The sequence below is a fragment of the Shewanella insulae genome, assembly GCF_009831655.1.
Lineage (GTDB): Bacteria > Pseudomonadota > Gammaproteobacteria > Enterobacterales > Shewanellaceae > Shewanella > Shewanella insulae.
Genome location: NZ_WRPA01000011.1, coordinates 103453 through 127609, shown reverse-complemented (window position 1 = coordinate 127609; position 24157 = coordinate 103453). Strand labels below are relative to the sequence as shown.

Annotated in this window: 23 protein-coding genes and 1 pseudogene; 12 read left to right on the top strand and 12 right to left on the bottom strand. The window is 54.7% G+C overall.

Annotated elements, in window-relative coordinates:
* Positions 1-36: 36 nt before the first annotated feature.
* The 4 genes from GNT65_RS13120 to GNT65_RS13105 all read left to right on the top strand — a co-directional run bounded on the left by GNT65_RS13120 (position 37) and on the right by GNT65_RS13105 (position 2825).
* A complete protein-coding gene (locus GNT65_RS13120; RefSeq protein WP_160796905.1) occupies positions 37-243 on the top strand; it encodes a hypothetical protein in 207 nt (68 codons plus the stop codon).
* A 239-nt stretch (positions 244-482) separates the two neighbouring features.
* Positions 483-1655: an HD-GYP domain-containing protein gene (locus GNT65_RS13115; RefSeq protein WP_160796903.1), complete on the top strand. Its 1173-nt coding sequence runs from the start codon at positions 483-485 to the stop codon at positions 1653-1655.
* A 134-nt stretch (positions 1656-1789) separates the two neighbouring features.
* A complete protein-coding gene (locus GNT65_RS13110) occupies positions 1790-2503 on the top strand; it encodes a DJ-1/PfpI family protein (protein ID WP_160796901.1) in 714 nt (237 codons plus the stop codon).
* Positions 2504-2633: 130 nt separating this feature from the next.
* Positions 2634-2825, top strand: coding sequence for a hypothetical protein (locus tag GNT65_RS13105; protein ID WP_160796899.1), 192 nt, complete (start codon positions 2634-2636; stop codon positions 2823-2825).
* On the opposite strand, the gene GNT65_RS13100 is transcribed toward GNT65_RS13105, so the two are convergent.
* The 5 genes from GNT65_RS13100 to rimK form a co-directional block, all read right to left on the bottom strand.
* On the bottom strand, positions 2766-3713 hold the full coding sequence (locus GNT65_RS13100; RefSeq protein WP_160796898.1) for a YeiH family protein: 948 nt from the start codon (positions 3711-3713) through the stop codon (positions 2766-2768). The two genes, GNT65_RS13105 and GNT65_RS13100, sit on opposite strands and share 60 nt — an antisense overlap.
* A gap of 170 nt (positions 3714-3883) precedes the next feature.
* Entirely contained in the window at positions 3884-5254 is a 1371-nt protein-coding gene (locus GNT65_RS13095; RefSeq protein ID WP_160796896.1) for a magnesium transporter, read from the bottom strand.
* Positions 5255-5376: 122 nt separating this feature from the next.
* Positions 5377-5802 (bottom strand): ATP-dependent zinc protease family protein, encoded by a 426-nt coding sequence (locus GNT65_RS13090; RefSeq protein WP_160796894.1) that lies wholly within the window; start codon positions 5800-5802, stop codon positions 5377-5379.
* 21 nt (positions 5803-5823) lie between these two features.
* Positions 5824-6846, bottom strand: coding sequence for a succinylglutamate desuccinylase/aspartoacylase family protein (locus GNT65_RS13085; protein WP_160796892.1), 1023 nt, complete (start codon positions 6844-6846; stop codon positions 5824-5826).
* Complete coding sequence (gene rimK, locus GNT65_RS13080) at positions 6847-7752, bottom strand: 30S ribosomal protein S6--L-glutamate ligase (protein ID WP_160796890.1); 906 nt, start codon at positions 7750-7752, stop codon at positions 6847-6849.
* A 766-nt stretch (positions 7753-8518) separates the two neighbouring features.
* On the opposite strand from rimK, the gene GNT65_RS13075 reads away from it, so the two are divergent.
* Positions 8519-9478 carry a DUF7822 domain-containing protein gene (locus GNT65_RS13075; protein WP_160796888.1) on the top strand — a complete coding sequence of 320 codons (960 nt, stop codon included), beginning with the start codon at positions 8519-8521 and terminating at the stop codon, positions 9476-9478.
* A gap of 29 nt (positions 9479-9507) precedes the next feature.
* On the opposite strand, the pseudogene GNT65_RS13070 reads toward GNT65_RS13075, so the two are convergent.
* The 4 genes and pseudogenes from GNT65_RS13070 to GNT65_RS13055 all read right to left on the bottom strand — a co-directional run.
* Positions 9508-9855: pseudogene (locus tag GNT65_RS13070) on the bottom strand (transposase); the annotation flags it as partial.
* Between the two features lie 214 nt (positions 9856-10069).
* Entirely contained in the window at positions 10070-11425 is a 1356-nt protein-coding gene (gene gorA / locus GNT65_RS13065) for a glutathione-disulfide reductase (protein ID WP_160796886.1), read from the bottom strand.
* Between the two features lie 131 nt (positions 11426-11556).
* On the bottom strand, positions 11557-12099 hold the full coding sequence (locus tag GNT65_RS13060) for a hypothetical protein (protein WP_160796884.1): 543 nt from the start codon (positions 12097-12099) through the stop codon (positions 11557-11559).
* Between the two features lie 122 nt (positions 12100-12221).
* A complete protein-coding gene (locus GNT65_RS13055; RefSeq protein WP_160796882.1) occupies positions 12222-12998 on the bottom strand; it encodes a hypothetical protein in 777 nt (258 codons plus the stop codon).
* Positions 12999-13300: 302 nt separating this feature from the next.
* Between GNT65_RS13055 and prlC the strand changes: the two genes are divergently transcribed.
* Positions 13301-15340 carry an oligopeptidase A gene (gene prlC, locus GNT65_RS13050; RefSeq protein ID WP_160796880.1) on the top strand — a complete coding sequence of 680 codons (2040 nt, stop codon included), beginning with the start codon at positions 13301-13303 and terminating at the stop codon, positions 15338-15340.
* A gap of 85 nt (positions 15341-15425) precedes the next feature.
* Here the strand turns inward: prlC and GNT65_RS13045 are convergent, their stop codons facing one another.
* Positions 15426-15929, bottom strand: coding sequence for a lactoylglutathione lyase family protein (locus GNT65_RS13045; RefSeq protein WP_011867450.1), 504 nt, complete (start codon positions 15927-15929; stop codon positions 15426-15428).
* A 93-nt stretch (positions 15930-16022) separates the two neighbouring features.
* On the opposite strand from GNT65_RS13045, the gene GNT65_RS13040 reads away from it, so the two are divergent.
* Positions 16023-16895: a LysR family transcriptional regulator gene (locus tag GNT65_RS13040; RefSeq protein WP_160796878.1), complete on the top strand. Its 873-nt coding sequence runs from the start codon at positions 16023-16025 to the stop codon at positions 16893-16895.
* A 101-nt stretch (positions 16896-16996) separates the two neighbouring features.
* On the opposite strand, the gene GNT65_RS13035 is transcribed toward GNT65_RS13040, so the two are convergent.
* Positions 16997-18610, bottom strand: a complete 1614-nt coding sequence (locus GNT65_RS13035; RefSeq protein ID WP_160796876.1) for an AbgT family transporter — start codon at positions 18608-18610, stop codon at positions 16997-16999.
* An 883-nt stretch (positions 18611-19493) separates the two neighbouring features.
* Here GNT65_RS13035 and GNT65_RS13030 point away from each other — a divergent pair.
* The 4 genes from GNT65_RS13030 to GNT65_RS13015 are packed head-to-tail and all read left to right on the top strand — an operon-like array spanning position 19494 to position 22189.
* Positions 19494-20063 (top strand): LemA family protein, encoded by a 570-nt coding sequence (locus tag GNT65_RS13030; RefSeq protein ID WP_160796874.1) that lies wholly within the window; start codon positions 19494-19496, stop codon positions 20061-20063.
* A gap of 16 nt (positions 20064-20079) precedes the next feature.
* A complete protein-coding gene (locus GNT65_RS13025) occupies positions 20080-21090 on the top strand; it encodes a DUF3137 domain-containing protein (RefSeq protein ID WP_160796872.1) in 1011 nt (336 codons plus the stop codon).
* A complete protein-coding gene (locus GNT65_RS13020) occupies positions 21090-21821 on the top strand; it encodes a lytic transglycosylase domain-containing protein (RefSeq protein WP_160796870.1) in 732 nt (243 codons plus the stop codon). Before GNT65_RS13025 ends, GNT65_RS13020 begins: the two co-directional genes overlap by 1 nt.
* A gap of 5 nt (positions 21822-21826) precedes the next feature.
* Positions 21827-22189, top strand: coding sequence for a nuclear transport factor 2 family protein (locus GNT65_RS13015; RefSeq protein ID WP_160796868.1), 363 nt, complete (start codon positions 21827-21829; stop codon positions 22187-22189).
* A 59-nt stretch (positions 22190-22248) separates the two neighbouring features.
* Here GNT65_RS13015 and GNT65_RS13010 read toward each other — a convergent pair whose 3' ends face one another.
* Positions 22249-23088, bottom strand: coding sequence for a 23S rRNA (adenine(2030)-N(6))-methyltransferase RlmJ (locus GNT65_RS13010; protein WP_160796866.1), 840 nt, complete (start codon positions 23086-23088; stop codon positions 22249-22251).
* Between the two features lie 182 nt (positions 23089-23270).
* Between GNT65_RS13010 and GNT65_RS13005 the strand changes: the two genes are divergently transcribed.
* Positions 23271-24050: a class I SAM-dependent methyltransferase gene (locus tag GNT65_RS13005; protein WP_420853523.1), complete on the top strand. Its 780-nt coding sequence runs from the start codon at positions 23271-23273 to the stop codon at positions 24048-24050.
* The last annotated feature ends 107 nt before the right edge of the window (positions 24051-24157 follow it).

Sequence of the window (24157 nt, the reverse complement as noted above, 5' to 3'; positions counted from 1 at the left end):
ATAGGGGTCTGTGTTACCAAAATGACGAGAATATCCATGCAGCAAGTATTTGAGTTATTCCAGGGGCGCTGGCAATTGACCCTAGATGGGGAAGACTATGGCACCTCGCGACAATTGGCAGCCAAGTGCGGCGGCTTCATCGCCGACGATGAGGATGAACAGGTCGATGATATCGAGCGTTCCTGCGTCAATTGTGCCCGGCGTCGTTGGTTGATCGACGCTATCGAATGTACCTTCTTGTAGCAATGTATTAGCCCTTGCTCCACAAGGACTTGCTTAATTTGGTGGGGCTGAAGGCGAATGAAATTCGCCCGCGCCACACGAAACAATCTTTATCGACCTCTGGTGATCTGCCGCACACAGGCATACTATTAACCTTTATATCACAATGTTTTCACAGGCAATCGCACCGAAGCTAAGGGATTTAGACTAGGCTAACAAGGAGCGGATGCGGAAACCGGGTGATTTTTTGGGTAAGCGGTATGACCGAAAGCGTGAACGAAAAAGCGGATGTCATGAAGGTATCGGTGCCAAACCTGGCGCTGGGTATGTATGTTGCGGCTATCGATCATCAGGGAAGAGTCAATGTTACCAATCCGGGAAAGATTAAAGATCGACAAGCCATAGAGAAACTGGTGCGCAACGGTATCGAGTATGTCTGGGTCGACGTAGAAAGGTCGGCGCCAGAGTGCGGACTCAGGCCGAAGCAGCAAGCAGAGAAGATAGTACGCCTGACCCGGGTTCAGTCTCAGGAAAAGGCCAAACGCCTGATGAACGAGGCGAAAGATCTGGTGAAGAAGGTCTTGTCCGAGACCTTCGAGGGCAAGGCGGTCAAGGTTGAGCCCTTCGAGGCGCTGGCGGACAAGATGCTCGAGTCTGTCATGCTAGATGCTGACGCCTTCAAGTGTATCTCGGCCCTGCGTTCCAAAGATGCCTATCTGCTGGAACACTCCATCAATGTGGCCTTCCTCCTGGTGACCTTCGGTCGCTACCTCAAACTCAAGCGCAGCGTGCTCAGAGAGCTGGCGGTCGGTGGCATCTTGCATGACATAGGCAAGGTGCGTGTCAATAACCGCATTTTGCATAAGCCCGGACGCCTGACGCCGGAAGAGTTCGAGCACATGAAGCTGCATCAGGTCTATGCCGAGGAGATTCTGGCCGAAACTACGGGCCTGTCGCAGATCAGTCGCGACGTCTGCCTGATGCACCATGAGAAGCTCGACGGTAAGGGCTACCCCAATGGCCTCAAGGGGGAGGAACTCTCCCTCCATGGTCGCATGAGCTGTATCGTGGATATATTCGATGCCCTGACTGCTACCCGCTGCTACAAGGAGGCGATGAGCCCGGCTGCGGCCTTTAAGATCTTGCTCAGCCTGACCCCCTTTCATCTGGACGAGAAGCTGGTGTATGAGTTTATCCGCTGTGTCGGTGTCTATCCGGTTGGCTCCCTGGTGCAGCTCTCCGATGGCAGGGTGGGAATCGTCTGGGAGGCAAAAGACAGAGATGCCTTGCACCCGGTGATCAAGACCTTCTATTCGGTGAAGCACAAGCATTACACAGAGGTGGCCATGGTGGATCTGCTTAAATCGGATCTGCATATCGAGCGCGGCGTGTCGCCCAGCAGCCTGGATGTGGACCCAAGCCCCTTCTACTGACTCAGCCTGCAACGGGCATCAAGGTTTCAAGGGTTTTGCGCGCTGGCTTGCAGAAGTCCAGTGCCGTGCTGTATGGCGCGCCGTGGGCGGTTACACTGGCGCCAATCTATTACTGAAATTGGCTTAAGTCATCGATGAACAGAAGAGAATTTATCCTGGCCGGTAGCGCCATGTTCGCCGCCGGTCTCTCCCCCAAGCTATTTGCCGCGAGTCCTACTGCCACACATGCCCAGACTGGTGTGCAAACTCAGGCGCCGCTCAAGGTGTTGGCCCTGGTGTTTGACGACTATGAAACCTTAGATCTCCACGGCCCGCTAGAGATGCTGGGGCATCTGCCTAGCGTCGAGATCACCCTGATAGGCCCTCAGCCAACCGTACGTAGCTATCAGGGGCCGAGAGTGGTGGCCGATCGCCTGCTCGATGCCGTGGTCGAGTGTGATCTCCTGCTGATCCCCGGCGGCATGGGTACGCGCAAGCTGGTGGACGATACTCGCCTACTGGACTGGCTAAAGCGTCAGGCCAAAGTTTCTAACAAGATATTTTCCGTCTGCACCGGCGCTGCCCTGCTGGCCAAGGCAGATCTGCTCGATGGCGTGAGCGCCACCACCAACAAGATGGCCTATTCCTGGGTGACAGGGTTAAACGACAAGGTGATCTGGCAGCCTAGCGCCCGCTGGGTAGATGATGGTCGTTTCCTCACCTCCTCTGGGGTGTCGGCGGGCATAGATGCGGCGCTCTTTTTTATTGCGCAAACTTATGGTGAGGCCCAGGCGAGGAAGATAGAGACACTCACCGAATATCAATGGAACAGCGACGCCGACAAGGACCCTTACGCCGTCATAAGTTAGTCGATTTAGTGCTTAGCCGATTCAGCTATTTGTTAGTAAAAACGGATATTTGCTGAGATTTAGGCGGCAATAAATAATAGCCACTCCATCATTTCGCCAGACCATTTGGTCAAACATTAAGGAGGCAAAGATGAAGAAGTGGCTAGTGCTTTTATGTTGCGCCTTCCTGTTGGCGTCTTGGTTCACTACCGGGCTCTCCCGCTCCCTGGTGGAGCTGGCGGCCTTTGTCACCATAGTGACCCTGGTGTGGCGCTACAGCGCCTCAGCTAAAGTTGACGATGTAGAGCAGAGATCCCGCGCCGATAATCAACCAGAGCAGTAACCCAAGGGCCATCGGCCGCATTCCTGCCTGGCGCATCTTACCTATGGTGATCCCCGCGCCTATCATAAACAGACACAGCACCAACACCCGCTTAGACAAGGCGAATATGCCGTCATACAGCACCTGTCCCTGGGGCACCAAGTGCGCCAGCAGTATGGCGAGACAGTAGAAGATAATAAAGAAAGGCACGGCGACCTTGCGTCGATTGCCCCCAAACGCCATGGCACTCACCAGCGCCACCGGCACTATCCATAGGGCCCTGGCTAGCTTAAGCGTGGTGGCGGTGCGTAGCGCCTCATCGCCATAGGCCGAGGCGGCGCCCACGACCGACGAGGTGTCGTGGATGGCGATGGCACTCCAGACCCCAAAGTGGTACTGGCTCAGCTGCAGCAGATGGCCCAATGCCGGAAACAGAAACAGGGCGATGGAATTGAGCACGAACACGGTCGCCAACGCTATGGCCGTATCTTGACTGTTGGCCTTGATGGCCGGGGCCACGGCGGCGATGGCGCTGCCGCCGCAGATGGCGGTGCCCGAGGCGATCATATGGCTCAGCTTGGCATCGACGCTCAACAATTTACCTAGGGCCGTTCCCAGCAGTAGGGTGAAGACGATGGAGCCTAAGATCAGCCCGATATTTTGGCTGCTGGCACTGACGGCGGCATCGAGCTGAATGCCGAAGCCGAGGCCGATAATGGCGTAGGCCAGCAGCTTCTTGGTCAGGGCGCCGATATCCAGTTGTTGGGGCACCAGGCCCAGGCTGGCCAGGGTGAAGCCGATCACCAGGGCGATGGGCGAGGAGATCACCGGCGTCAGACAGAGGGCGCCGGCGACAAAGAAGATCGCCTGAGCGGGGGGAGAGGGCCACTTTTGAAACAATGCTTTCATCAATTCATATCTTGTTTAACCGGGTGGCCAGGATATGGCCTGCCCACCGCTATCGAATGCCGGGTGTTTTACCACAGATTCGCTCTAATTAACCTTACCTGTGTCAGGTTTCGCTGCGCCGTCTTTTGCTACGCCACGCGCCTCAATTCAAATCAACACCCAGCCAGGCGCTAGCTAAGCAGGAGCAGGCTACCCAGGCCGAGGAAGATGAAGAAGCCTACCACATCTGTAACTGTGGTGAGGATCACCGAGCCCGCCACCGCAGGGTCGATACGCATCTGCTTGAGCACAAAGGGAATAACAGTGCCCGATGAGGCCGCCGCCAGGCTGTTGAATACGATCGCCACGAAGATGATGCCCCCAAGTGCCAGGGAGGAGAACCACCAACTGACCACCACACCTATGAGGGCGCCCAGCAGTACGCCGTTGAAGGCGGCGATCTTCAGCTCCTTGTCCAGCAGCAGGGTGAGGTTGCTGCGCTTCAAGTGGTTCAACGCAATCCCCCGCAGAGCCACGGCTAATGTCTGACTGCCGGCGATGCCGCCCATGCTGGCCACCACAGGCATCAGGATCGCCAGAGCCACTACCTGTTGCAGGGCGTCGCCAAACAGGCCGATCACCCAGGAGGCGAGAAAGGCGGTCAGCAGGTTAGTGGTCAGCCAGATGGCCCGCATACGCGCCGCCACGCCCACAGGGGTAAAGAGGTCTTCCTCATCCTGGGGGGTCTCAGACACCAGTACCTCCAGGCTTCGCTCCTTGAGGCGGTGCATCAGGGTCGACAGGGCGATGGCGCCGATGATCTTGCCCTCTATCTCTACCGGCACCCAGGCAAAGCCTGCCACAGGATTAAACAGTTGTGCCGCCTTGGTGATGTCCAGCTCGTCGCCTAGGACCTCCATTTCGGTGAGACACTCAGACAATGGCCTGGCGGGATCCTCGCGATAGAGCTGCTCCAATGTGCAGCCGCCGTGAAACTGACCCTCGGCATCGACGCCATAGACGGCCACATATTCCCGTTGTTTCTGCTTGCCTAGGCGTTCCAGCACCCTACTGACAGTGGCCGTGGGGCGCGAGCGCAGGATATTGTTGTTGAGATAACGGCCGACGGCCTCATCCTGGTAGCTCAGCGCCTGCTGCATCTGCTCCGTGGTGAGGGCTTCTTGCTGATCCAGATAGTCTTCGACGATATCGCCGGGCAAGATCTCGGCGAAGGTGAGGATATCTATCTCAGAGATGCGTCGTGCCAGCCCCTGCAGCTGCTCCGGGCTGAGCAGATCTAAGACATGACGGGCGGTCTCATAGTGCAGCAGGTGCAATATGGGCCAGCCTCTGTCTATGGGGATCTTACGGCAGATGGGCGAACGATATTGGTCGCTTACCGACTCCAGCAGGTCCGCCAGGTCGGCATCGGAATAATCGCTGATGAAGCCGAGGGAGGGGAGTTCTTCTGCCTCGGGGTGGCTGACAATGTCGATGACGCGGGCGAGTAAATCGTCTCTGGCCGTCTGATCGGTTTGTGGTGTGGGCTCTGGCATTGTCATAGGGGATGTCCTCGGTTGCGCTTGGGGGACAGTGTAAGGGAAAGAACTTAACTAAACCATTGAAACGCTGACCCTTGGTCGGCAGGGTGTCGCGAGTGCCTGCCTTCACAGGCACTCCTTGGCTAGGCGTTGATCAGAAAACTCTCGGAAGGATCCACCAGGACGCGATCGCCCATCGCCTCACGGCCCAGCAGCATCAGGTAGGTCATATCCTGGCGGTTGCTCAGGGTCAGCTCTATGGGCCACTCTTGCTCCCCCAGCTTGAGGGTGGTTTCTATCACGCAGCGTTGCTCCACCTCGCCGTTGGAGGACTTGATGCGGCGTGAGTCGTGTACCGGCGCCTTGCAGTGGACTATCTGCTCCAGGTCATACACATCCGGGTGCAGGTCGAAGGCGACATAGGGGCGCCCGCCCACCTTGATCCGCTTGAGGTTGTCCACATGCAGGGCGGAGGTCTTGGCGCCCGTGTCGATACGCACATGCAGATCCTTGATGCCTAGATCCGGCAGATCGCATGCCTCTAAGTTGCCTATGATGATCTTATTCATCGCTTGTATCCCTTAATCTTGCTAGATGGCCTGTGTGGTCAGCGGCATTATCTGATCGTTCATTATCTCAATATGTTCCGCCACCTCGTCGGCGGCGCTGCCAAAGTAGGCCACGTGAAACATGGCGTCTCCCTCCAGTACCAGGGGGATATTCTGCTTGCCGATGACGATACCCGCCCGGTTCGATATCACGTTCTGAATCAGCTCGCCCAGTGGGCTATTGATCTCCGCCAGCACCTCGCCCTTCTCCACATAGCTGCCCAGTTTGGCAAACTCGCACACGAAGCCGCTTGCCGAGGCGCGGGTCCAGTCGCTGCGGTTGGCAATGAAGGGGGCTATCTTCTTGCGCTGCTGACGCTTGCGGATCAGCCCAAGCGCCGACAGCACATTGCGAATACCTCGTTCGCCCGTCTGTATCGATAGCTCGTCGAACCTAAGCGCCTCACCAGCCTCATACAGCAGCACCCTTGCCCCCTTGTTTACGGCGGATTCCCTTAGCGAGCCGTCGCGCACGTTGGCGTTAAGCAGCACTGGCACGCCGAAAGCTTGAGCCAGGGCCAGGGTCTGCTCGTCATCTAGGTTGGCGCGGATCTGCGGCAGGTTAGATCTGTGAATCGCCCCGGTGTGCAGATCGATACCATAGTCGCAGTGCTGCACTATGCTGCTCAAGAAGGTGTGCGCCACCCGCCCGGCTAGCGAGCCCTTGGGCGAGCCGGGAAAACAGCGGTTAAGGTCGCGTCTGTCGGGCATGTAACGGCTCTGATTCAGCACCCCATAGACATTCACCATGGGCACCAGGATCAGTGTCCCATTGAGCAGCTTGAGCTTGCTCTGGATCAGCCGACGGATGATCTCGACGCCATTGAGTTCGTCGCCATGCACCGCGGCGCTGACAAATACCCTGGGGCCTTCCTTCTTGGCACGGATCACATGCACAGGTATCGAGACCTGAGTGTCCGTATATAGGCTGGCCACGGGGAGCTCGAGCTGATGCTCGGAGCCGGGCAGAATGTCTACTCCGGCAATGGTTAGTGCTTCGCTCATTTAGCCTTTTCCGCGGGTTCTGTTGGCGTTGGGTTTCGCCTTCTTCTCGATAAACTCATAGATCAGCCCGGCCACATCCTTGCCGGTCGCCTGCTCTATCCCTTCCAGTCCTGGCGAGGAGTTCACCTCCATCACCACGGGGCCGTTGTTCGATTGCAAGATATCCACACCACAGAGGTTGAGCCCCATTGCCTTGGCGGCGTTGAGGGCCGTCGCCCGCTCCTCCTTAGAGAGACGAACCAACTGGGCCATACCGCCACGGTGTAGGTTAGAGCGAAACTCGCCCTCGGCCGCCTGACGCTTCATGGCCGCGACGACTTTATCGCCCACCACGAAGCAGCGGATATCGGCGCCGCCCGCCTCCTTGATGAACTCCTGTACCAATATGTTGGCCTTGAGGCCCATGAAGGCCTCGATCACGCTCTCGGCCGCCTTATTGGTCTCGGCCAATACCACGCCTATGCCCTGGGTGCCTTCCAATAGCTTGATCACCAGGGGGGCACCGCCCACATTCTTGATCAAATCCTGGATCTTGTCGGGCTTGCTGGCAAATCCGGTACGCGGTAGGCCGATGCCCTTGCGTGACAGCAGCTGCAGGGATCTCAGCTTATCGCGAGAGCGGCTGATGGCCACAGACTCGTTGACACAGAAGGTGCCCATCATCTCAAACTGGCGCACCACGGCCGTGCCGTAGAAGGTGATCGACGAGCCGATGCGAGGGATCACAGCATCATACTTAGGCAGTACATTACCCATGTAACGCACCGTCGGGTTGCTGCTGGTGATATCCATGTAGCAGTGCAGTGTGTCTATGATATCCACCTCGTGGCCGCGCGCCTCCCCGGCTTCTTTCAGGCGTCGGGTGGAGTATAAGTTTTCGTTACGAGATAAGATTGCAATACGCATCTCTACATTCCTTAGTGGTAAATCTTTAGTAATTAAAAATAATGCTTTCAAATTCAAAGTGATTGTTGGCCTCAGGGCGAACAATCGAGAGCGACGACGCCAGGCGCCGCGTGGGGGGTGAGATCACCTAAGCGCGGCGTGCTGTCAGCGAAAAAGCTCAGTTGGCTTAACTATAGTCATAATTGGCCACCACCGTGGCGGCGCTGACTTTTTTCCTTGGTTTTCATTCGATTGTCTGAGGATTTCCATCGCCTGTTTAGGGCGCGACCTTATTGATAAACCCCAGCGGAGAAAAGCTAATTTTTTTTGTCGTCACCACAATGGATTTTGTTGCAAAGGCCAAGCCATGGCAGGAGTGTCATCTACGCTGGATTTGACTCACTTTGCAGTGCCGCGCAAGTCGTACTTTTGACTGATTTTCAGTGACTCGTCGCCAGGAGTAGACTAAGGCTGGAGTGAAGGATGAGGCTGATAAATCTGCCTAGTACACTGTCAATTTGATAACCCGCTTTGCGTATTGTGATGCATATAAGGATTTGGATTATCGTGTTGCCTATTTAATGGGAAGCATTGCAGATCTCGCCCTTTTCTTAAAATAAGTGGGTCCCGCTTTGTCTTGGGTAGCTCACTTTTCCCTTGTTATGCTGTGTCATTATTGATATAAATTTCAGATGGTTAAAGAATTTTGCCGCGATCTGTATTAGGTGGTGGTGATTTACATAGGCGGCATTCTCGCTAATAAGCGTTATGTATTTAGGAGTATCATTTGTCAAATCGTTCTTATCTATTTTCATCTAATAGAAAACCTAGTGATAGTAACTCACTAGTATTAACTGGTTTGTCCGAATGGAACTCAGAAATCCCTCTTCTATATAAGATACTTTTTTCAGGAGGGAAAGCTGTGGAATGTAAATCTTTAATCTGGGATTTAGATGAACCTCTAGCACTATCTATCAGTTATGAAACCGCAATAAAAAATATTTGTTATTTTAATGAAATTGTTTCTTCTGTTTATGCATCAGATGTAATTAAGTCAGCAATTCAGTTTTTATTGAAAGATGAAAATAGAGGTCAATTTTTATTATTGGAACCCTATGAAATCTACCTTTTAAATGATGAAGTTGAGTTTGTACAGCAGCGAGACCTTTTAGCCGAACTCCATTTGTTGGACGTAAAAAAAACTGCGGAAGATTTCATTCAGAGCAATCACATAAAGAATAAAAAAAACTTTAAATCAATTTTTAATAAAAACTCGATAGATTGTAGTCAATTTGAAGACTCCCTTATTCTTTTGGGCTTTAACGAGTGGAGCAATCATTTATGCTACGCGCCTTATCCCCCTGAAGAAAAAGTCGATACACCAAGTTATGAATATTCTAAAATTGTTAAATTTGAACTCAGTAACCTCAATTCTTATGCTTGGTTTAAAAGTATTGAAATTAACAGAGATTCTAAAAAAGTTCATCTTGTAGAACATCGAAATAGAAGAGAGTTTATAGCTTTATTAGTTGATGAAAATCGAGATGTAAATGATAGGCTGAATTTTAGGTTTAATATAGAGCCTGAAAGAAAACATGATCTAATGCATGTTTTTAGTTTAATGAAAGGCGTTGGAAAAGAAGATGTATGGAGACTAAGTTCTTCATCTTTAGAAAATAAAGATGGGGAGATTACCTTGCGGTCTGTAAGTGAAACAGAAGAGTATTCTTTTAAAAAAAATACATAACAAGCGACTGTGGTGTTTAGTCAATATATTTATCCGTTTTTTACGCACCACAGTTCCTCGCTTTTAAGTATGGTATTCAAGATCACGATGAGCTTTCGCATGCAGGCGATCAGTGCTACTTGCGGCATTTTGCCAGCCGCTTTGAGACGCTGGTAATAGCGCTTAAAAACACGATTACACGGTATGGCTGACATCATCGCCATAAACATGACTGTGCGTATTCTATGGAGACCACCACGGATCCTGCGTTTCCCCTTGTAAGAGCCACTTTCGCGGTTCATAGGAGCCACACCAACTAGGGCGGCAATTTCTTTTCGGTTTAGTTTTCCTAACTCTGGCATTTCACTGAGCAGAGTGTAGGAAAGCACTTGCCCCATTCAAGAGGGACAGCCAACGCGTGGCATTTTTATTATGTGTTGGTTTGTGTGATTACGATGTTATGCTGAAGCTTGGTAGCAGCGTTGGCTGCCCCTTAACGCGGCGTTAGCCGATATCTCCACAAGATGAGTACCAATTTTCATCGAGGTAGCATTAAAAAGGCCAGACAGTTGTCTGGCCTTTTGCTGTTCTCTCAATCAAGCAATAAGCGTATTAACGCATGGTAACGAACTCTTCGGCGCCTGTGGGGTGGATGGCGACCACGGCGTCGAAGTCGGCCTTGGTGGCGCCCATCTTGATGGCGACGCCGAAGCCTTGCAGTATCTCATCCATGCCGTAGCCGATGCCGTGAATGCCCACGACCTTCTCTTCTTTACCAGCGCAGACCAGCTTCATCTTACAGGCCTGACGGTGTGCGGTGACCGCAGTGTACATAGAGGTGAAGCCCGAGTTGTAGACTTTGACGTTCTCCTCGCCATATTGGGCGATCGCCTCTGGCTCGGTGAGGCCCATGGTGCCGATTGCCGGGTGGCTGAATACTACGGTTGGCACCAGGCTGTAATCCATCTTGGCATCTGTCATGCCGTTAAACAGACGCTCAGACAACAGGCGACCCGCCTTCACGGCAACCGGGGTCAGCTCTATGCCGCCTTCTATGATGTCGCCGACACAGTAGATGCCCTTGGCCGTGGTGTTCTGCTGGGCATCGACCACCACATAACCCTTGTCGTTTAGCTTAACGTCTGTGTTTTCCAGGCCGATCTTGTCGGTGGACGGACGACGGCCGATGGCCCAGATCAGGGTATCGATCTCATAGCTCTCACCATTTTCCAGCTTGAGGGTCAGTGAGCCGTCGGCGTTCTTGGTGACAGACTCTGGAATGCTGTGGGTGTGCAGGCTAGGGCCGTCTGTGGCCATAGACTCCATCAGGGCCTCGCTCAGCATAGGGTCGAAGCTGCGCAGCGGTGCGTGCTTACGCACAAACAGGTGAGTCTCGCTGCCCAGGGCATGGAGTACACCCGCCAGCTCGACGGCGATATAGCCTGCGCCGACTACGGCCACACGCTTAGGCTGCTCGTTGAGGGCGAAGAAGCCGTCTGAGTCGATACCATATTCGGCGCCCGAAATACTTGGAATGGTCGGGATGCCGCCGGTGGCGATCAGGATATGGTCGGCGCTGTAGTGCTCGCCATTCACCTCTATGGTGTTGTTGTCGACGAAGCGGCCATAGCCGCGCACCAGGGTGACGCCGTTGCTGTCCAGGCCTCTGTCGTAGGCGCCGTGGATGCGCTCGATATAGGCCTCGCGGCTCTCGACCAGCTTGCTCCAATCGAATTTATTGACCGATACGTCGAAGCCATAGTCTTTGGCGTACAGGTGCATGGCCTCGGCGACTTGAGCGCCATACCACATGACTTTCTTAGGGACGCAGCCGACGTTAACGCAGGTGCCGCCCAGTGCCTTGGCTTCGATCAGCAGTACCTTGGCACCGCGCATGGCCGCACGGTTGGCCGAGGCGATGCCGCCGCTGCCGGCGCCTAAACAGATATAGTCAAAATGTTGAGCCATCTTTTTCTCCAAATTCGAAGGATTGCATATGGGGGTCATTGTAGGGGTAAAGCGACAAGCAAACCAGAGGCGTGTGCGCCCTTTAGCACTAGACCCGCGCCAGGGCGTATGACTTTCAAATGAGTTTGCGTTTAGCGCCTGTATTGGCACCTGTGGTGATCGCTCTGGCTTGGGCCCTCGGCGCCGCACTTCATGCAGACCCATTCGCTCTGACGGACGCGTAGCTCCTTGTCCTGATAGCCGTACTGGCGTTTCGCTTGCCGCTTGAGGCTCTTCTCCAGGTGCGACATGCGTTTGTCCAGCCAGCGGCAGCTGGGGTCGTCGGCCACATGCTGGCGACTGGCAAGCTGCTGTTTGCGGCTCGGCGTTTTGCGGTTTTGTTTTTTGCTGCGCTTGCTCTTGGATTTTGAGGGCGATTTCTTATCTCGGCGCGACTTGGGCTGCGCATGGCTGGCGCGATAGTTAAGGGCGCCGGTGGGATTGTCTGGGATGGCGAGTGGATTGCCTTCGCTATCCAGCGCGCCGTCGACGGGCAGGGTCATAGTCTCGTGGAGGACAGTCTCTTGCGTGAGCGGCGTGTCCTTATCTTTGGCCTCTGCGGTACAGCTGAATAGCAGCGAGAGCGCGATGGCGTTTAAGGTGAAATAGGTAAGCGTTCGATAGTGGCCAGACATTCCGTGTCCTCCGAGTCAGGGCTAGCACTCCTTGCTAGCCTTAGGTAAAGCTAGTTCATGGTGAGCCAGCTTTCAATGAAGGACACGGTTTGGGCTGTCGGCTAAAGCCTAGAAGCTAATGCCTAGAAGCTAAAGGTGAGGTGCAGGCCCGCATAGGTGTTGTTGAGGCTACCCTTGGCGTCTGGGTTTTCCTGCTTAATATCTTCCTGGGCCAGGGTGCGGCTCAGGTGGCCAGAGAGTACCAGGCGATTGGCCAGTTGATATTGGGCCTCTACACCAAACTGAAAATGGTTAGGGCCGTTGTGTGCTTCGGTCACATACTGGAAGTCAAACGCCTGGGTGACATAGGGTGTCAGTGTCAGTCTGTCTGAGACTGGCCACTCGCTGTGCAGGCTGGCCTCGACAAAGTAACCCGCAGCCTCGGTGGAGTAGGTGTAGCTCAGCGAGGGGGTTAACCAGGTGATGCCAGTGTATTCCAGGGTGGCAAACAGCTCGTTGTCGCCGCAGCGCTCATCGCCGTAGGACTCGATGCGCTGATAACCTAGTGCGGCGCTTAGCTTGTCGCCCAGCTCGAAGCCATATTCCAGCCCCATGTTCCACTCGATATAGTATTGGCTATCGCCACGCCCTACAGTGGTAAACAGGGTGAGATCGTCTATCTGCACGGCGGCCGTCGCCCAGTAGATGCCGCCCTTGTCTAAGTTGCTGCGCCCCTCTGAGATATATTTCGAGTCCCAACCCAGGTCGAGGATGACATTGGTATCCGGGCCTTCGGCGTGACTGATGATGTTGTTGATATGCGAGTCATCGACTGTACCCGGAATTGGTTCGTCGGTGGCGTTGGCTGTGCCGGCTAGTATGAGGCCGACTATACAAGAATGAGAGAGCAGTCTGTTCATGGGAGTAACATTGAAAGCTGTTGGAATCGTTACGGATGATAATGGGTCAAATATTAAACATAAATGAGAATTGGTCGCATTTGCGATCCGCTTGGCAATATCGACAATGTAAATATCTAGTCATTACCGCCTTGCTTTAGATCAAAGTTTTCCATCTAGGTCATTGCTAGGTGCTCACTTCTAGGTGTTAAAACCTAGGTCTTAAGTATTATTCTCGGCCTGCAAGTTTTCCAAAGATGCTTGAATAGTCGCGGCGCCGCCCATATGTACTCTCAATACCCAAAGATTGACGAGGACACCAGATGAGTAACCCTTTGCTAAGCGGCAGTGAATTACCGCCATTTTCGCAAATCAAACCCGAGCATATTCAGCCAGCCGTCGAGCAGGGGATTGCTAATTGTCGCCAGAAGATCGATGAGGTGCTCGCCAGTGGCGGTCCCTACACCTGGGATAATCTGATCGCCCCGCTCGAGCAGGTGGATGACGAACTGAGCCAGATCTGGTCGCCTGTGTCGCACATGAACTCTGTGCTCAGCACTGATGAGTGGCGCGCCGCCCACGATGCCTGCCTGCCGCTCTTGTCGGAATATGGCACCTATGTGGGTCAGCATCAGGGCCTGTATCAGGCCTATAAGGCGCTGAAGGAGTCCGACGAGTTTGCCCAGCTAAGCCAGGCGCAGCAAACCAGCATCACCCACAGCCTGCGTGACTTCGAGTTATCTGGTATCGGATTGAACGATGAAGATAAACAAACTTATGGAAAGCTGATTAAACGTTTATCTGAGCTAACTAGTAGCTTCTCTAATCAGCTGTTGGACGCCACCCAGGCCTGGACCAAGTTGGTAACAGATGAGCAGGAGCTGGCAGGCTTGCCCGAGTCTGCCATTGCCGCGGCTAAGGCGATGGCCGAGGCCAAAGAGCAGCAAGGTTGGTTGTTTACCCTGGACTTCCCCTCTTACCTGCCCGTGATGACCTACAGCGACAACCGTCAGCTGCGAGAGGAGTGCTACCGCGCCTTCGTGACCCGCGCCTCGGATCAGGGCCCTAACGCAGGTGAGTTCGACAACGGTCCATTGATGGATGAGATCTTAGATCTGCGTCATCAGCTGGCTAAACTGCTTGGCTTCGACAGCTTTGCCCACAAGTCGCTGGCGACCAAGATGGCCGAGTCGCCACAGCAGGTGCTGGATTTCCTCAACGAGTTGGCGGCCCGCTCTAAGCAGCAGGGACAGAACGAGCTTGCGGAGCTGACCGCGTTCGCCGAGAAAGAGTTTGGCGTTAGCGAGCTGGCCCCATGGGATCTCACTTATTATGCCGAGAAACTCAAGCATCACAGATATGAGATCTCCCAGGAGTTGCTGCGTCCTTACTTCCCTGAAGATCGTGTGCTTTCAGGCCTCTTCTATACCGTGTCGCGCCTGTTCGGCCTGACCATAGAGGAGCAGGAACATTTCGACAGCTGGCACAAAGATGTGCGTTTCTTCCATATCAAAGATGCCGAGGGCGAGCACAGAGGCAGCTTCTTCCTGGATCTCTATGCCCGCGAGGACAAGCGTGGTGGCGCCTGGATGGACGATTGCCGCGTGCGTCGTCAAACCGCCCACGGCCTGCAGAAGCCGGTGGCCTACCTCACCTGTAACTTCAATGCCCCGGTCAATGGTAAGCCTGCGCTGTTTACCCACGACGAGGTGACGACCCTGTTCCACGAGTTCGGTCACGGCATTCATCATATGCTGACCAAGATAGACGTGGCGGGCGTATCAGGCATCAACGGTGTGCCTTGGGACGCGGTTGAGCTGCCGAGTCAGTTCATGGAAAACTGGTGTTTCGAGGAGGAGGCCCTGGCCGAGATTTCCGGACACTTCGAGACCCATGAACCATTGCCTAAGGCCATGCTAGACAAGATGCTGGCGGCGAAGAACTTCCAGTCGGGCATGATGATGTTGCGTCAGCTGGAGTTTTCGCTGTTCGACTTCCGCCTGCACCTAGAATATGACCCGGCAGAGGGCGCCCATATTCAGGCCAAGCTGGATGAGGTGAGAGATCAGGTTGCCGTGGTGAAGGCCGCCGATTTCAACCGTTTCCAACATAGCTTCGCCCATATCTTTGCCGGTGGTTACGCCGCGGGTTACTACAGCTACAAGTGGGCCGAGGTGTTGTCGGCCGATGCCTTCTCCCGCTTCGAGGAAGAGGGGATCTTCAACGCCGATACCGGTCGCAGCTTCCTGGGGAATATTCTCGAGATGGGCGGAAGCCTTGAGCCGATGGAGCTGTTTAAGCGCTTCAGAGGCCGTGAGCCACAGATCGACGCCCTGCTGAGACACTCGGGCATTCAAGGCTAATATACTGATCTAATTAGCCTAAATCGATACTAAAAGGCCAGCCCTGTGATTAGGGTTGGCCTTTTTTATGGGCTAGTGCTTGGTATTAATAAGCGCCCGCACTATAGGTCAGCTCATAGCTGTGGCTGTAGATCTCTAAGATGTTGCCGAAGGGATCTTCCATATAGATCATGCGGTAAGGCTTCTCGCCTGGGTAGTAGTAACGCGGCGCCTGCATGCGCTTCTTGCCACCGGCGGCGACAATCTTCTCTACCAGACCCTCGAGATCCGGGTCCTGCACGCTGAAGTGGAATACCCCCGTCTTCCAATACTCGAAGTTGTCTTCCGGGTTCTGCTGGTTGGCAAACTGGAATAGCTCGACGCCTATCTTGTCGCCGGTAGCCAGGTGGGCGATACGAAACGAGCCCCATCCCGCGCCGAAGACGTCGGTACACATCTCGCCAATGGCGCTGTCATCTTCAACAATTTCTGTGGGTTTCATGATGAGATACCAGCCTAACACCTCAGTGTAGAAGGCGACGGCCGCATCGAGATCCGGCACCGAGATGCCTATGTGTGAGAAGGTTCTTGGGTAAGCTGGGTTGTTCATGCTGTGCTCCTGTTTAACGAATTGGGCACAGATTACAAAGTGAACTAAATTATGTAAAATTATCAAAATTAATCATTTTGAGTACAAAATGTGATGATGAGTCCCATCTGGTTACGCAGCTTCTGCACCTTGGTGGAACTGGGGCATTTCACCCGCACCGCCGAGCGTCTGCATATGACCCAATCTGGTGTCAGCCAGCATGTGCGCAAGCTGGAGGAGCAGCTCGATACCCAGCTGCTGCTGAGAGAAGGCAAGAAGTTTTCCCTGACCCACGCCGGGCGCCAGCTATACCAGCAGGGGCAGGCGATACTGCAATCCCTGGCTCAGCTTGAGCAGGGGATCAAGCAAGACCCGCCTTTCGCCGGAGAGGTACGCCTGATCTCCCCCGGCAGTGTCGGCCTCAAGCTCTATGGCGAGCTGCTTGAGCTGCAATGCGCCCACCCCGAGTTGTCGCTGGATTATCGTTTCGCCTCCAACGCCGGGGTCGAGAGCGCCATCGCCGCCATGGAGGCGGATATCGGCCTGATGACCCGCCAGCCGGAGCTGTCAGAGGTGCAGGCCGAGGCGATTGCCGAGGAGCCGCTACTCTTAGTCACGCCCGCGGGCCATGAAGCTGTCTCCTGGGAGGAGTTGCTACAGCTGGGCTTTATCGACCATCCCGATGGTGCCCATCATGCCAAGCTGCTGTTGGGGGCTAACTATCCTGAATTCGAGCACAGTGATCAGCTGCCTAACCGGGGCTTCTCGAATCAGATAGGTTTGATCTTAGAGCCTGTGAGCCGCGCCCTGGGCTTTAGCGTCTTGCCTGCCTATGCGGTGGAGGCCTTTGCCCGTCAGGATAAGATAACCGCCCATCTGCTGCCGGTAGCCGTCAGCGAGACTATCTATTTTTGCCGTCGACGTCAGGCCGTGCTGCCGAGACGGGTCGATTCGCTCAGGGAGGCCATTAAGGCCTGCCTTGCTTAGCAAGTGAGTAAGGCCTGTTTGGCCTGGAAAGATCTGGCCTAGAAAGATCAGGTTTAGAAAGCGAGCGAGACCGGCGGCTTCACCGGCCTCGCAATTGGGTGTTAAGGCGTGTAGTAGGTTGCCGCGCCTGGGCCAACCGGCAGGCCGAGGGCAAACACCCAGATGAAGAAGAAACAGGTCCAGCCGATGAAGAAGACGATCGAGTAGGGCAGCATGGTGGCGACTAGAGTGCCTATGCCGAGATGCTTCTTGTATTGGGAGGCCACCGCCAGGATCAGGCCGAAGTAGCTCATCATGGGGGTGATCAGATTGGTGACCGAGTCGCCGATACGATAGGCCGCCTGAATCGTCTCTGGGGCGTACCCCACCAACATCAGCATGGGCACGAAGATAGGCGCCGTCACCGCCCACTGGGCCGAGGCGCTGCCCAGCATCAGGTTGATGAAGCCGCACATCATGATAAACAGCAGGAACACCAGCGGGCCTGTGAGGCCGATGGCGTTGAGGGCGTCGGCGCCGGTAACTGCGAGTACCGCGCCCAGGTTAGTCCACTTGAAGAAGGCGACAAACTGGGAGGCGAAGAACACCAGCACGATATACATGCCCATGGTGCTCATGCTGTGGGACATGGCGTCGATCACGTCCTTATCTCGCTTCATGGTGCCCACCACCTTGCCGTAGACCAAGCCCGGAATGGCAAAACAGATGAAGATGAAGGCCACTATTCCCTTGAGAAAGGGCGATCCCGCGACCAGTCCCGTCTCGGGGTGACGCAGCGGCGCATTTTCCGGCACCACAGAGAGGGCCAATATGCCACCTAATACCAGGATGGAGAGCCCCGCCACCTTAAGGCCCTTGATCTCCAGCGGCGTGACGCCATCCATCTTCTGACTGTGCAGATCTATGCTGGCCTCGCTGGGGTCATACTTACCCAGCTTGGGCTCGACTATCTTCTCAGTGACCAAGGCGCCGAGAATGGTGATGACGAAGGTCGAGACAAACATGAAGTACCAGTTGACCTCAGGGCCCACTAAGTACTCGGGGTCGATCATCTGCGCAGCCGCTTCCGTGATGCCCGACAGCAGAGGATCCACCGTGCCCAGCAGCAGATTGGCGCTGTAGCCGCCTGAGACACCGGCGAAGGCCGCCGCCAGACCCGCCAGGGGATGGCGCCCCAGGGAGTGGAAGATCAACGCCGCCATGGGGATCAGCACCACATAGCCCAGCTCGGCGGCGGTGTTCGAGACGATACCGGCGAAGACTATGGTGAGGGTGACCAGACGCTTAGAGGCGCCCATCACCAGGGTACGCATGGCCGCCGACAGCAGCCCGGAGCGATCGGCGATGCCGACCCCCAACAGGGCCACCAGTACAGTGCCCAGGGGAGTGAAGCCGGTGAAGTTGGTCACCAGGTTGGACACTATCATCCTCAGGCCTTCGGCATTCATCAGGCTGACGACGTGGATCAGGCCATCCTCGCCGCGTCCTGCCGCGCCGACCGGACGGGGATCGTTTACCGTCAGCTCGAAATAGCCGGCGATGCCGCTGATCACTATGATTGCGGCGCAAAACAGGGCGAAGAGGGTGATGGGATGGGGCAGCAGGTTCCCCAGGTGTTCGACCAGGTTGAGAAAGCGGACGAAGAGGCCGTTCTTGTTCGTCGATGGTGTCGGGGGCTGACTGGCCGCAAGACCCTCTTCTTGTTTGGAGCTCATGGTATTTCCTTCATCTTGGGCATCTGGGTGCCCTTATATTTCTGACCGCCAGCAGGCGGAGTGTTAGCACTTTATGATGAAGGAATTGCTTTAACTGAAGCTTAATTTGCGCTAATCGGTCAATCAAGAGACTTGGGGTCAGGGGGGGGATGGGGAGTTTGGTATAGGCAAAAAAAAGCCCAGCTTAGTCTAAGCGGGCCAATAAAAGGATGATGATTAAAACCAAGCCCTGGGGGGAAGATTGGGTTGCCTCTTGGTTGATTAAGATAATAGCCCAGGCTGGCTGTACGAATACTGAACAGGAAACATGTTGAGATAACCTTGGTATTGATTGGGGAATCATTGATGGATCCGCTGCAAGGTGCAGTCGAGTTGGGAGGCTCGAATTAAGGAAGTGGGAGGGAGGTTGCGCTGTCAGTGAAGCTTTCTCATTGCTCAAACTCTGTGCAAGTAGCAGCCATGATTTGAGCGTTGGATAGACAGTCTCTATGAAATATGCAGTAAATCGGCTGATTTTTGCCCTAAAGCCTCACTGACTGTCGGTAAAGCGTGTCATTTTGACCATTAGCTAGGGGATGATTTTGAAACACCAGTATTAGGTCAATCTGTATAGTATTGTCTTACATGGCTATTTGTATTGATTTTGTTACTTGTTGTGCTTTTTGCCGTGAGCCGGGTTAAAAGTCGTGAAGCTAGGTGAAAAGGATACTTTTACGGCAAAATTGGCGTGATAAATATCATTTTCGGTGAAAAAAGATGAATATAGCAGCAGTGAGATGTCGAAAGCGGCGCAGATAAATTGCTGGAAATCATCGCGAAAATCGGTGAAGCTGGTGCGTTAACTAACGAGATATAAAAATAACTATAGGGAAGGAACTCAAAGATGGAAGGTTTGCTGTTGGGCCTCGGCCTAGTCGTTATTATCACCTACCTCTGGTATGTCAGCCTGATCAAGAAGCGTAACGCGGTGCGTGAAGCCTTGTCGGGTATCGACGTACAACTGAAAAAGCGCGCCAACTTGGTGCCCAACATCCTCAAGATCGCACAGAAATTTATGGATCACGAGAAGTCGCTGCTAACGGAGATCACCGCGCTGCGTACTCAGGTGACCGCTGGCTATGACCTTAATGATGCCGATGCCATCAAGGAGCATCTGGGGCTTGCCGAACAGCTCAACAACAAGATGGGCCAGCTGATGGTTAGCGTCGAAAACTACCCCGAGCTCAAGTCTGACAAGACCATGGTGCAGGCGATGACAACCTATAGCGAGGTCGAGGAGCATATCTCGGCGGCGAGACGTTTCTATAACGCCGCCGTGTCTGAGCTCAACAACGCGGTGGAGATCTTCCCAGGCTCTATTATCGCCTCTATGGCCAAGGTCAAGGTGATGCCTTTCTATGAGGCCGATGAAGCGTCTAAGACGCCGATCGACGCATCCGATTACCTGAAGTAAAGCGGGTTCTGATTCCATGAACCCGATCAGTTTTATCCTCGGGGCGCCAATTAAGGCCCAGCGTCAGCCCCAGCGCCTGCGGGCGGAACCCGAGGAGTTGGTGCAGTTTAAGGCTTACTATGAAGAACATATCGAGCCGCTCACACGTAAATTTGAAAACCACAGGGTCGCCAGCCTCAAGGCGCTGCGCGGGCGTCTCTACACCAGTCTAGGAATCCTCCTCGGCCTGGCATTGTTGATCCTTGTCTTTAGCCTGTCCGGTTATTTGGATATCCCCTGGGTCTTCTTCATTGTGCTGTGCCTCCCCTTCGGCTGGTGGAGCTATCGTCCGCTCAAGCGCTATAAGCGGGATGTGAAGCAGGAGGTATTTCCCAAGATCTTCCGCTATTTCGGCCCCGACTTTATCTTCAGCACCAGCCACAACATGAGCCTGACTCAACTGAAGCGCTCCAAGCTGTTGCCTGGCTACGACAATGCTAAGTTTGATGACTATGTGCAGGGCACCTACAAGGGCGTGGAGATCGCCATCAACGAGCTGTGTCTGACCAAGCAGGTCAAACGCGAGAAAAGTACGGAAACAGAAACCGTATTTCGTGGCGTCATGGTGCAGCTCAGTAGCCACAAGAGGTTTAAGGGCCATACCGTGGTGGTGAAGAACCGCGGCGGCCTGGTGAATTTTCTCTCCAGCAGCTTTAAGCGTCTGAACCGGGTCAAGCTGGAAGACCCCAGATTCGAGAAGCAGTTCGATGTCTTCTCCAGCGATCAGATCGAGGCGCGCTACCTGCTCACCCTAGGTTTCATGGAGCGTCTGCAGTCCCTCGCCAACCTGTTTTCCGGCAAGATCCAGTGTGCCTTCTACGAAGACAAGCTGTTGATCATGTTGCAGAGTGGCGATAACCGTTTCGAGCTGGGCTCTATCTTCAACGGTGCGACCTTCGAGTACGAGTTCAGCCAAATTAACCGAGAGATGAAGCAGCTTTTTGCTATGATTGAAGTACTTAAACTCGATCAGAATATTGGATTCTAATGCCTAGCCGTGCTCGTCTTACGCCTCATTTTGCTCAAAAGCTGCTGTGCCTCTGGCTCGGCCTGGCGCTGTGCCTACCGCTAGGTGCCACCGAGCAGGCGCAGAAGCCGCGCTACAAGGCGAGCTACTCTAAGCATGGCATCTTAAACAGGGGCGATGCCCCGCGCCCTAGCGAGACGGGCGATAGCAAGATCAAGGTATATCAATATACTCAGGCTAACGGTGTGGTGGCCTTTGCCGACCATGCCCCGGGCGATAGGGATTTCAGGGTGCTCTCGTATGAGTGCTATGCCTGTAAACCCGACTCGACTCTCGACTGGCAGAAGATGCCGCTGTTTAGCGCGGAATACAATGAGCTGATCGCACGGGCGGCTAAGACCCATGATTTGGACCCAGCGCTGATCCGCGCCGTGATCCATGCCGAATCCGCCTTCAATGTGTTTGCCCTGTCCCGTAGCGGTGCCATGGGATTGATGCAACTGATGCCTGATACCGCCAAGGCCATGGGGGTCAAGAACCCCTACCGCCCCGAGCAGAATATCGACGGCGGTGCCCGCTACTTAGCCAAGATGCTGGCAAGGTTCGATGGCAATATCGATCTGGCCTGCGCGGCATATAACGCCGGCCCTACCACAGTGACTCAGTACAAGGGGATCCCGCCCTATCCGGAGACCCAGGCCTATGTGAAACGGGTCAAGATACTGCTGAAGCGTTATCAGAAGCTGGGGTGATTAAGATGCAGCAGACCATTATCGAACTGGAACTCGCGCTGCTCAGCCCAGAGGTGCGCTGCGATGCCAATGTGCTCGACGAGTTGATACATGCCGACTTTTTGGAGGTGGGTGCCACGGGAATCAGCTTCGGCAAGCCTGAGGTGTTGGCGCGCCTGCCCAAGGAGAAGCCACCGGTATTCAGGGTGAGCGATATGCAGTATCGCTTGCTGAGCGAAGATCTGGTCCAGCTCAACTACCGCGCCTGTTTTAAGCCGGTAAACGAGGTAGATAAGCGTTATTCCCTGCGCACCTCGCTGTGGAAATGCAGTAATGGCCGATGGCAGATGATCTACCATCAGGGCACGCCCTGCGCGCCCTTCTTCTAACTGGCTTGTGGTGAAAGGTTTTCTCTCAGCGCTTGTTTCTAAGCGAATATTCCTAGCTGCTATTCGCCCACTTCCCAGGTGACCTCTACTCGGCCGCCGCCCTGATTGAGCAGGGGATCCAGATAGTCCAGCGTCGTCTCGGCGATCTCGTCCAGTTGCCAGGGTGGATTGATCACCCAGAGGCCCGCCGCCGTCATGCCAAACTCCTCGCTGTCGGGTTTTATTGCCTGCTCTATGCGTAGCTGACGCTTGATGCCGCTCTGCTTGAGCAGCTCGAACATCGCTTCCGTCTGCTCGCGCTGCACCACGGGATACCAGATCATGAAGACGCCGGTGGCGAACTTCTTATGGGCCTTGAGCACCGCCTTGGCGACCTCCTGGTAGTCGCTCTTCATCTCGTAGCTGGGGTCGATGAGGATGACGCCGCGACGCTCGAGTGGTGGCACGGCGGCCAGCAGCCCTTTGAGGCCATCGCCCTTGATCACCTTGATCTGCTTGTCGCTGCCCAGCTGCTCTTCAAGTAGCTGATGGTCTGTGCCATGCAACTCATGCAGCACCATGCGATCATTATCTCTCAGGTTCATGTCGACAAAGGCGGGCGAGCCAGGGTAGAGCTCCAGCTCATCTGAGCCATTGAAGTGTTTGATATCGCTTACGTATTGGCTTAGCGCCTCGGGCAGGTCCTGCTTGTCCCACAGCTTGGCGACTCCCTCTAGGTACTCGCCCGTCTTCTGGGCAAACTCATCGGATAGCGCATAGCCTCCGGCGCCGGCATGGGTGTCGATATACACCATGGGCTTATTCTTCTTATGCATCAACTTGAGGGTTTGCAGCAAGATACTGTGCTTGAGCACATCGGCATAGTTTCCGGCGTGGTAGCCGTGGCGGTAACTTAACATGAATATTCCAGATGATGAGGGCGCTAGCCTGATAGGGCGATTATAGGGGGGATGCCTGCCCAGGTACAGCGACTCCTGTATAGGTACAGCAGCAGGCAGTAAGCCTCGTTAACAAAGGCCATATTCAGCGCTGTGCACTTTTGGCATAATGAGGGCGTTATTTCTTAACTTATTGAGCCAAAGTGACTGCATCATCGACCAAGCCCGCATCAGTGGGGATCTTTTTTAATCGCCAATACCCGACCCTGGAAGCCGTGTGTGAACGCTGGGGGCTTGTGTTCGACAAGGACGCCCAGTTCGAGCTGGTGTTCGAAGATAACTGTCTGATTTTAAATAAGCGCGATGAGCCCAAGCTCAAGGGCATATTGGTGGATTTTGTCACCGGCGCCGTGGCTCACAGGCGTAAGTTCGGCGGCGGTCGAGGCCAGGCGATCGCCAAGGCCGTGGGGCTTAAGCAGGGGGTGACCCCAAGCGTCGTCGATGGCACCGCAGGCCTTGGGCGAGACGCCTTCGTGCTTGCCAGCCTGGGCTGCAAGGTCACCATGGTGGAGCGTAATCCCGTGGTGGCGGCCTTGCTGGAAGATGGCCTGCGCCGCGCCTATGAAGATGCCGATATCGGCCCCTGGATGCGCGAGCGCATGCATCTGGTCCATGGTTCCAGCCTGACGGCGTTGGCCGAACTGGGTGAGCAGGTGGATGTGGTCTATCTGGACCCTATGTATCCCCACAGGGAGAAGTCGGCCCTGGTGAAGAAGGAGATGCGGGTGTTCCAGTCGCTGGTGGGCGCCGACCTAGATGCCGACGGCCTGCTGGCCCCGGCCATGGCCCTCGCCAGCAAGCGCGTGGTAGTCAAGCGCCCCGACTACGCCGACGACCTCGACGGCGTTAAACCCAGCACCCGCATCGAAACCAAGAAGAACCGCTTCGATGTCTACGTCAAGGCCGCGATGAAGAGCGAGTAGTGACGATTATGTCAGTGTGGCGAGATAAATGCCTATAAAACACTAGCTTGCTTGGTTGTGGCTATGTCGTTACAGAGCCTGTTTTTGGAGTGAAGACCACATACATA

Bases quoted from the DNA above. Each gene is read 5' to 3' on its own strand.
- GNT65_RS13110 (WP_160796901.1), top strand. From the start codon at position 1,790: ATGAACAGAAGAGAATTTATCCTGGCCGGTAGCGCCATGTTCGCCGCC.
- GNT65_RS13120 (WP_160796905.1), top strand. From the start codon at position 37: ATGCAGCAAGTATTTGAGTTATTCCAGGGGCGCTGGCAATTGACCCTA.
- rimK (WP_160796890.1), bottom strand. From the start codon at position 7,752: ATGCGTATTGCAATCTTATCTCGTAACGAAAACTTATACTCCACCCGA.
- GNT65_RS13100 (WP_160796898.1), bottom strand. From the start codon at position 3,713: ATGAAAGCATTGTTTCAAAAGTGGCCCTCTCCCCCCGCTCAGGCGATC.
- GNT65_RS13035 (WP_160796876.1), bottom strand. From the start codon at position 18,610: ATGAGCTCCAAACAAGAAGAGGGTCTTGCGGCCAGTCAGCCCCCGACA.
- GNT65_RS13115 (WP_160796903.1), top strand. From the start codon at position 483: ATGACCGAAAGCGTGAACGAAAAAGCGGATGTCATGAAGGTATCGGTG.
- GNT65_RS13040 (WP_160796878.1), top strand. From the start codon at position 16,023: ATGATGAGTCCCATCTGGTTACGCAGCTTCTGCACCTTGGTGGAACTG.
- GNT65_RS13055 (WP_160796882.1), bottom strand. From the start codon at position 12,998: ATGAACAGACTGCTCTCTCATTCTTGTATAGTCGGCCTCATACTAGCC.
- GNT65_RS13015 (WP_160796868.1), top strand. From the start codon at position 21,827: ATGCAGCAGACCATTATCGAACTGGAACTCGCGCTGCTCAGCCCAGAG.
- GNT65_RS13090 (WP_160796894.1), bottom strand. From the start codon at position 5,802: ATGAATAAGATCATCATAGGCAACTTAGAGGCATGCGATCTGCCGGAT.
- GNT65_RS13105 (WP_160796899.1), top strand. From the start codon at position 2,634: ATGAAGAAGTGGCTAGTGCTTTTATGTTGCGCCTTCCTGTTGGCGTCT.
- prlC (WP_160796880.1), top strand. From the start codon at position 13,301: ATGAGTAACCCTTTGCTAAGCGGCAGTGAATTACCGCCATTTTCGCAA.
- GNT65_RS13030 (WP_160796874.1), top strand. From the start codon at position 19,494: ATGGAAGGTTTGCTGTTGGGCCTCGGCCTAGTCGTTATTATCACCTAC.
- GNT65_RS13085 (WP_160796892.1), bottom strand. From the start codon at position 6,846: ATGAGCGAAGCACTAACCATTGCCGGAGTAGACATTCTGCCCGGCTCC.
- GNT65_RS13060 (WP_160796884.1), bottom strand. From the start codon at position 12,099: ATGTCTGGCCACTATCGAACGCTTACCTATTTCACCTTAAACGCCATC.
- GNT65_RS13025 (WP_160796872.1), top strand. From the start codon at position 20,080: ATGAACCCGATCAGTTTTATCCTCGGGGCGCCAATTAAGGCCCAGCGT.
- GNT65_RS13045 (WP_011867450.1), bottom strand. From the start codon at position 15,929: ATGAACAACCCAGCTTACCCAAGAACCTTCTCACACATAGGCATCTCG.
- GNT65_RS13020 (WP_160796870.1), top strand. From the start codon at position 21,090: ATGCCTAGCCGTGCTCGTCTTACGCCTCATTTTGCTCAAAAGCTGCTG.
- GNT65_RS13095 (WP_160796896.1), bottom strand. From the start codon at position 5,254: ATGACAATGCCAGAGCCCACACCACAAACCGATCAGACGGCCAGAGAC.
- gorA (WP_160796886.1), bottom strand. From the start codon at position 11,425: ATGGCTCAACATTTTGACTATATCTGTTTAGGCGCCGGCAGCGGCGGC.
- GNT65_RS13010 (WP_160796866.1), bottom strand. From the start codon at position 23,088: ATGTTAAGTTACCGCCACGGCTACCACGCCGGAAACTATGCCGATGTG.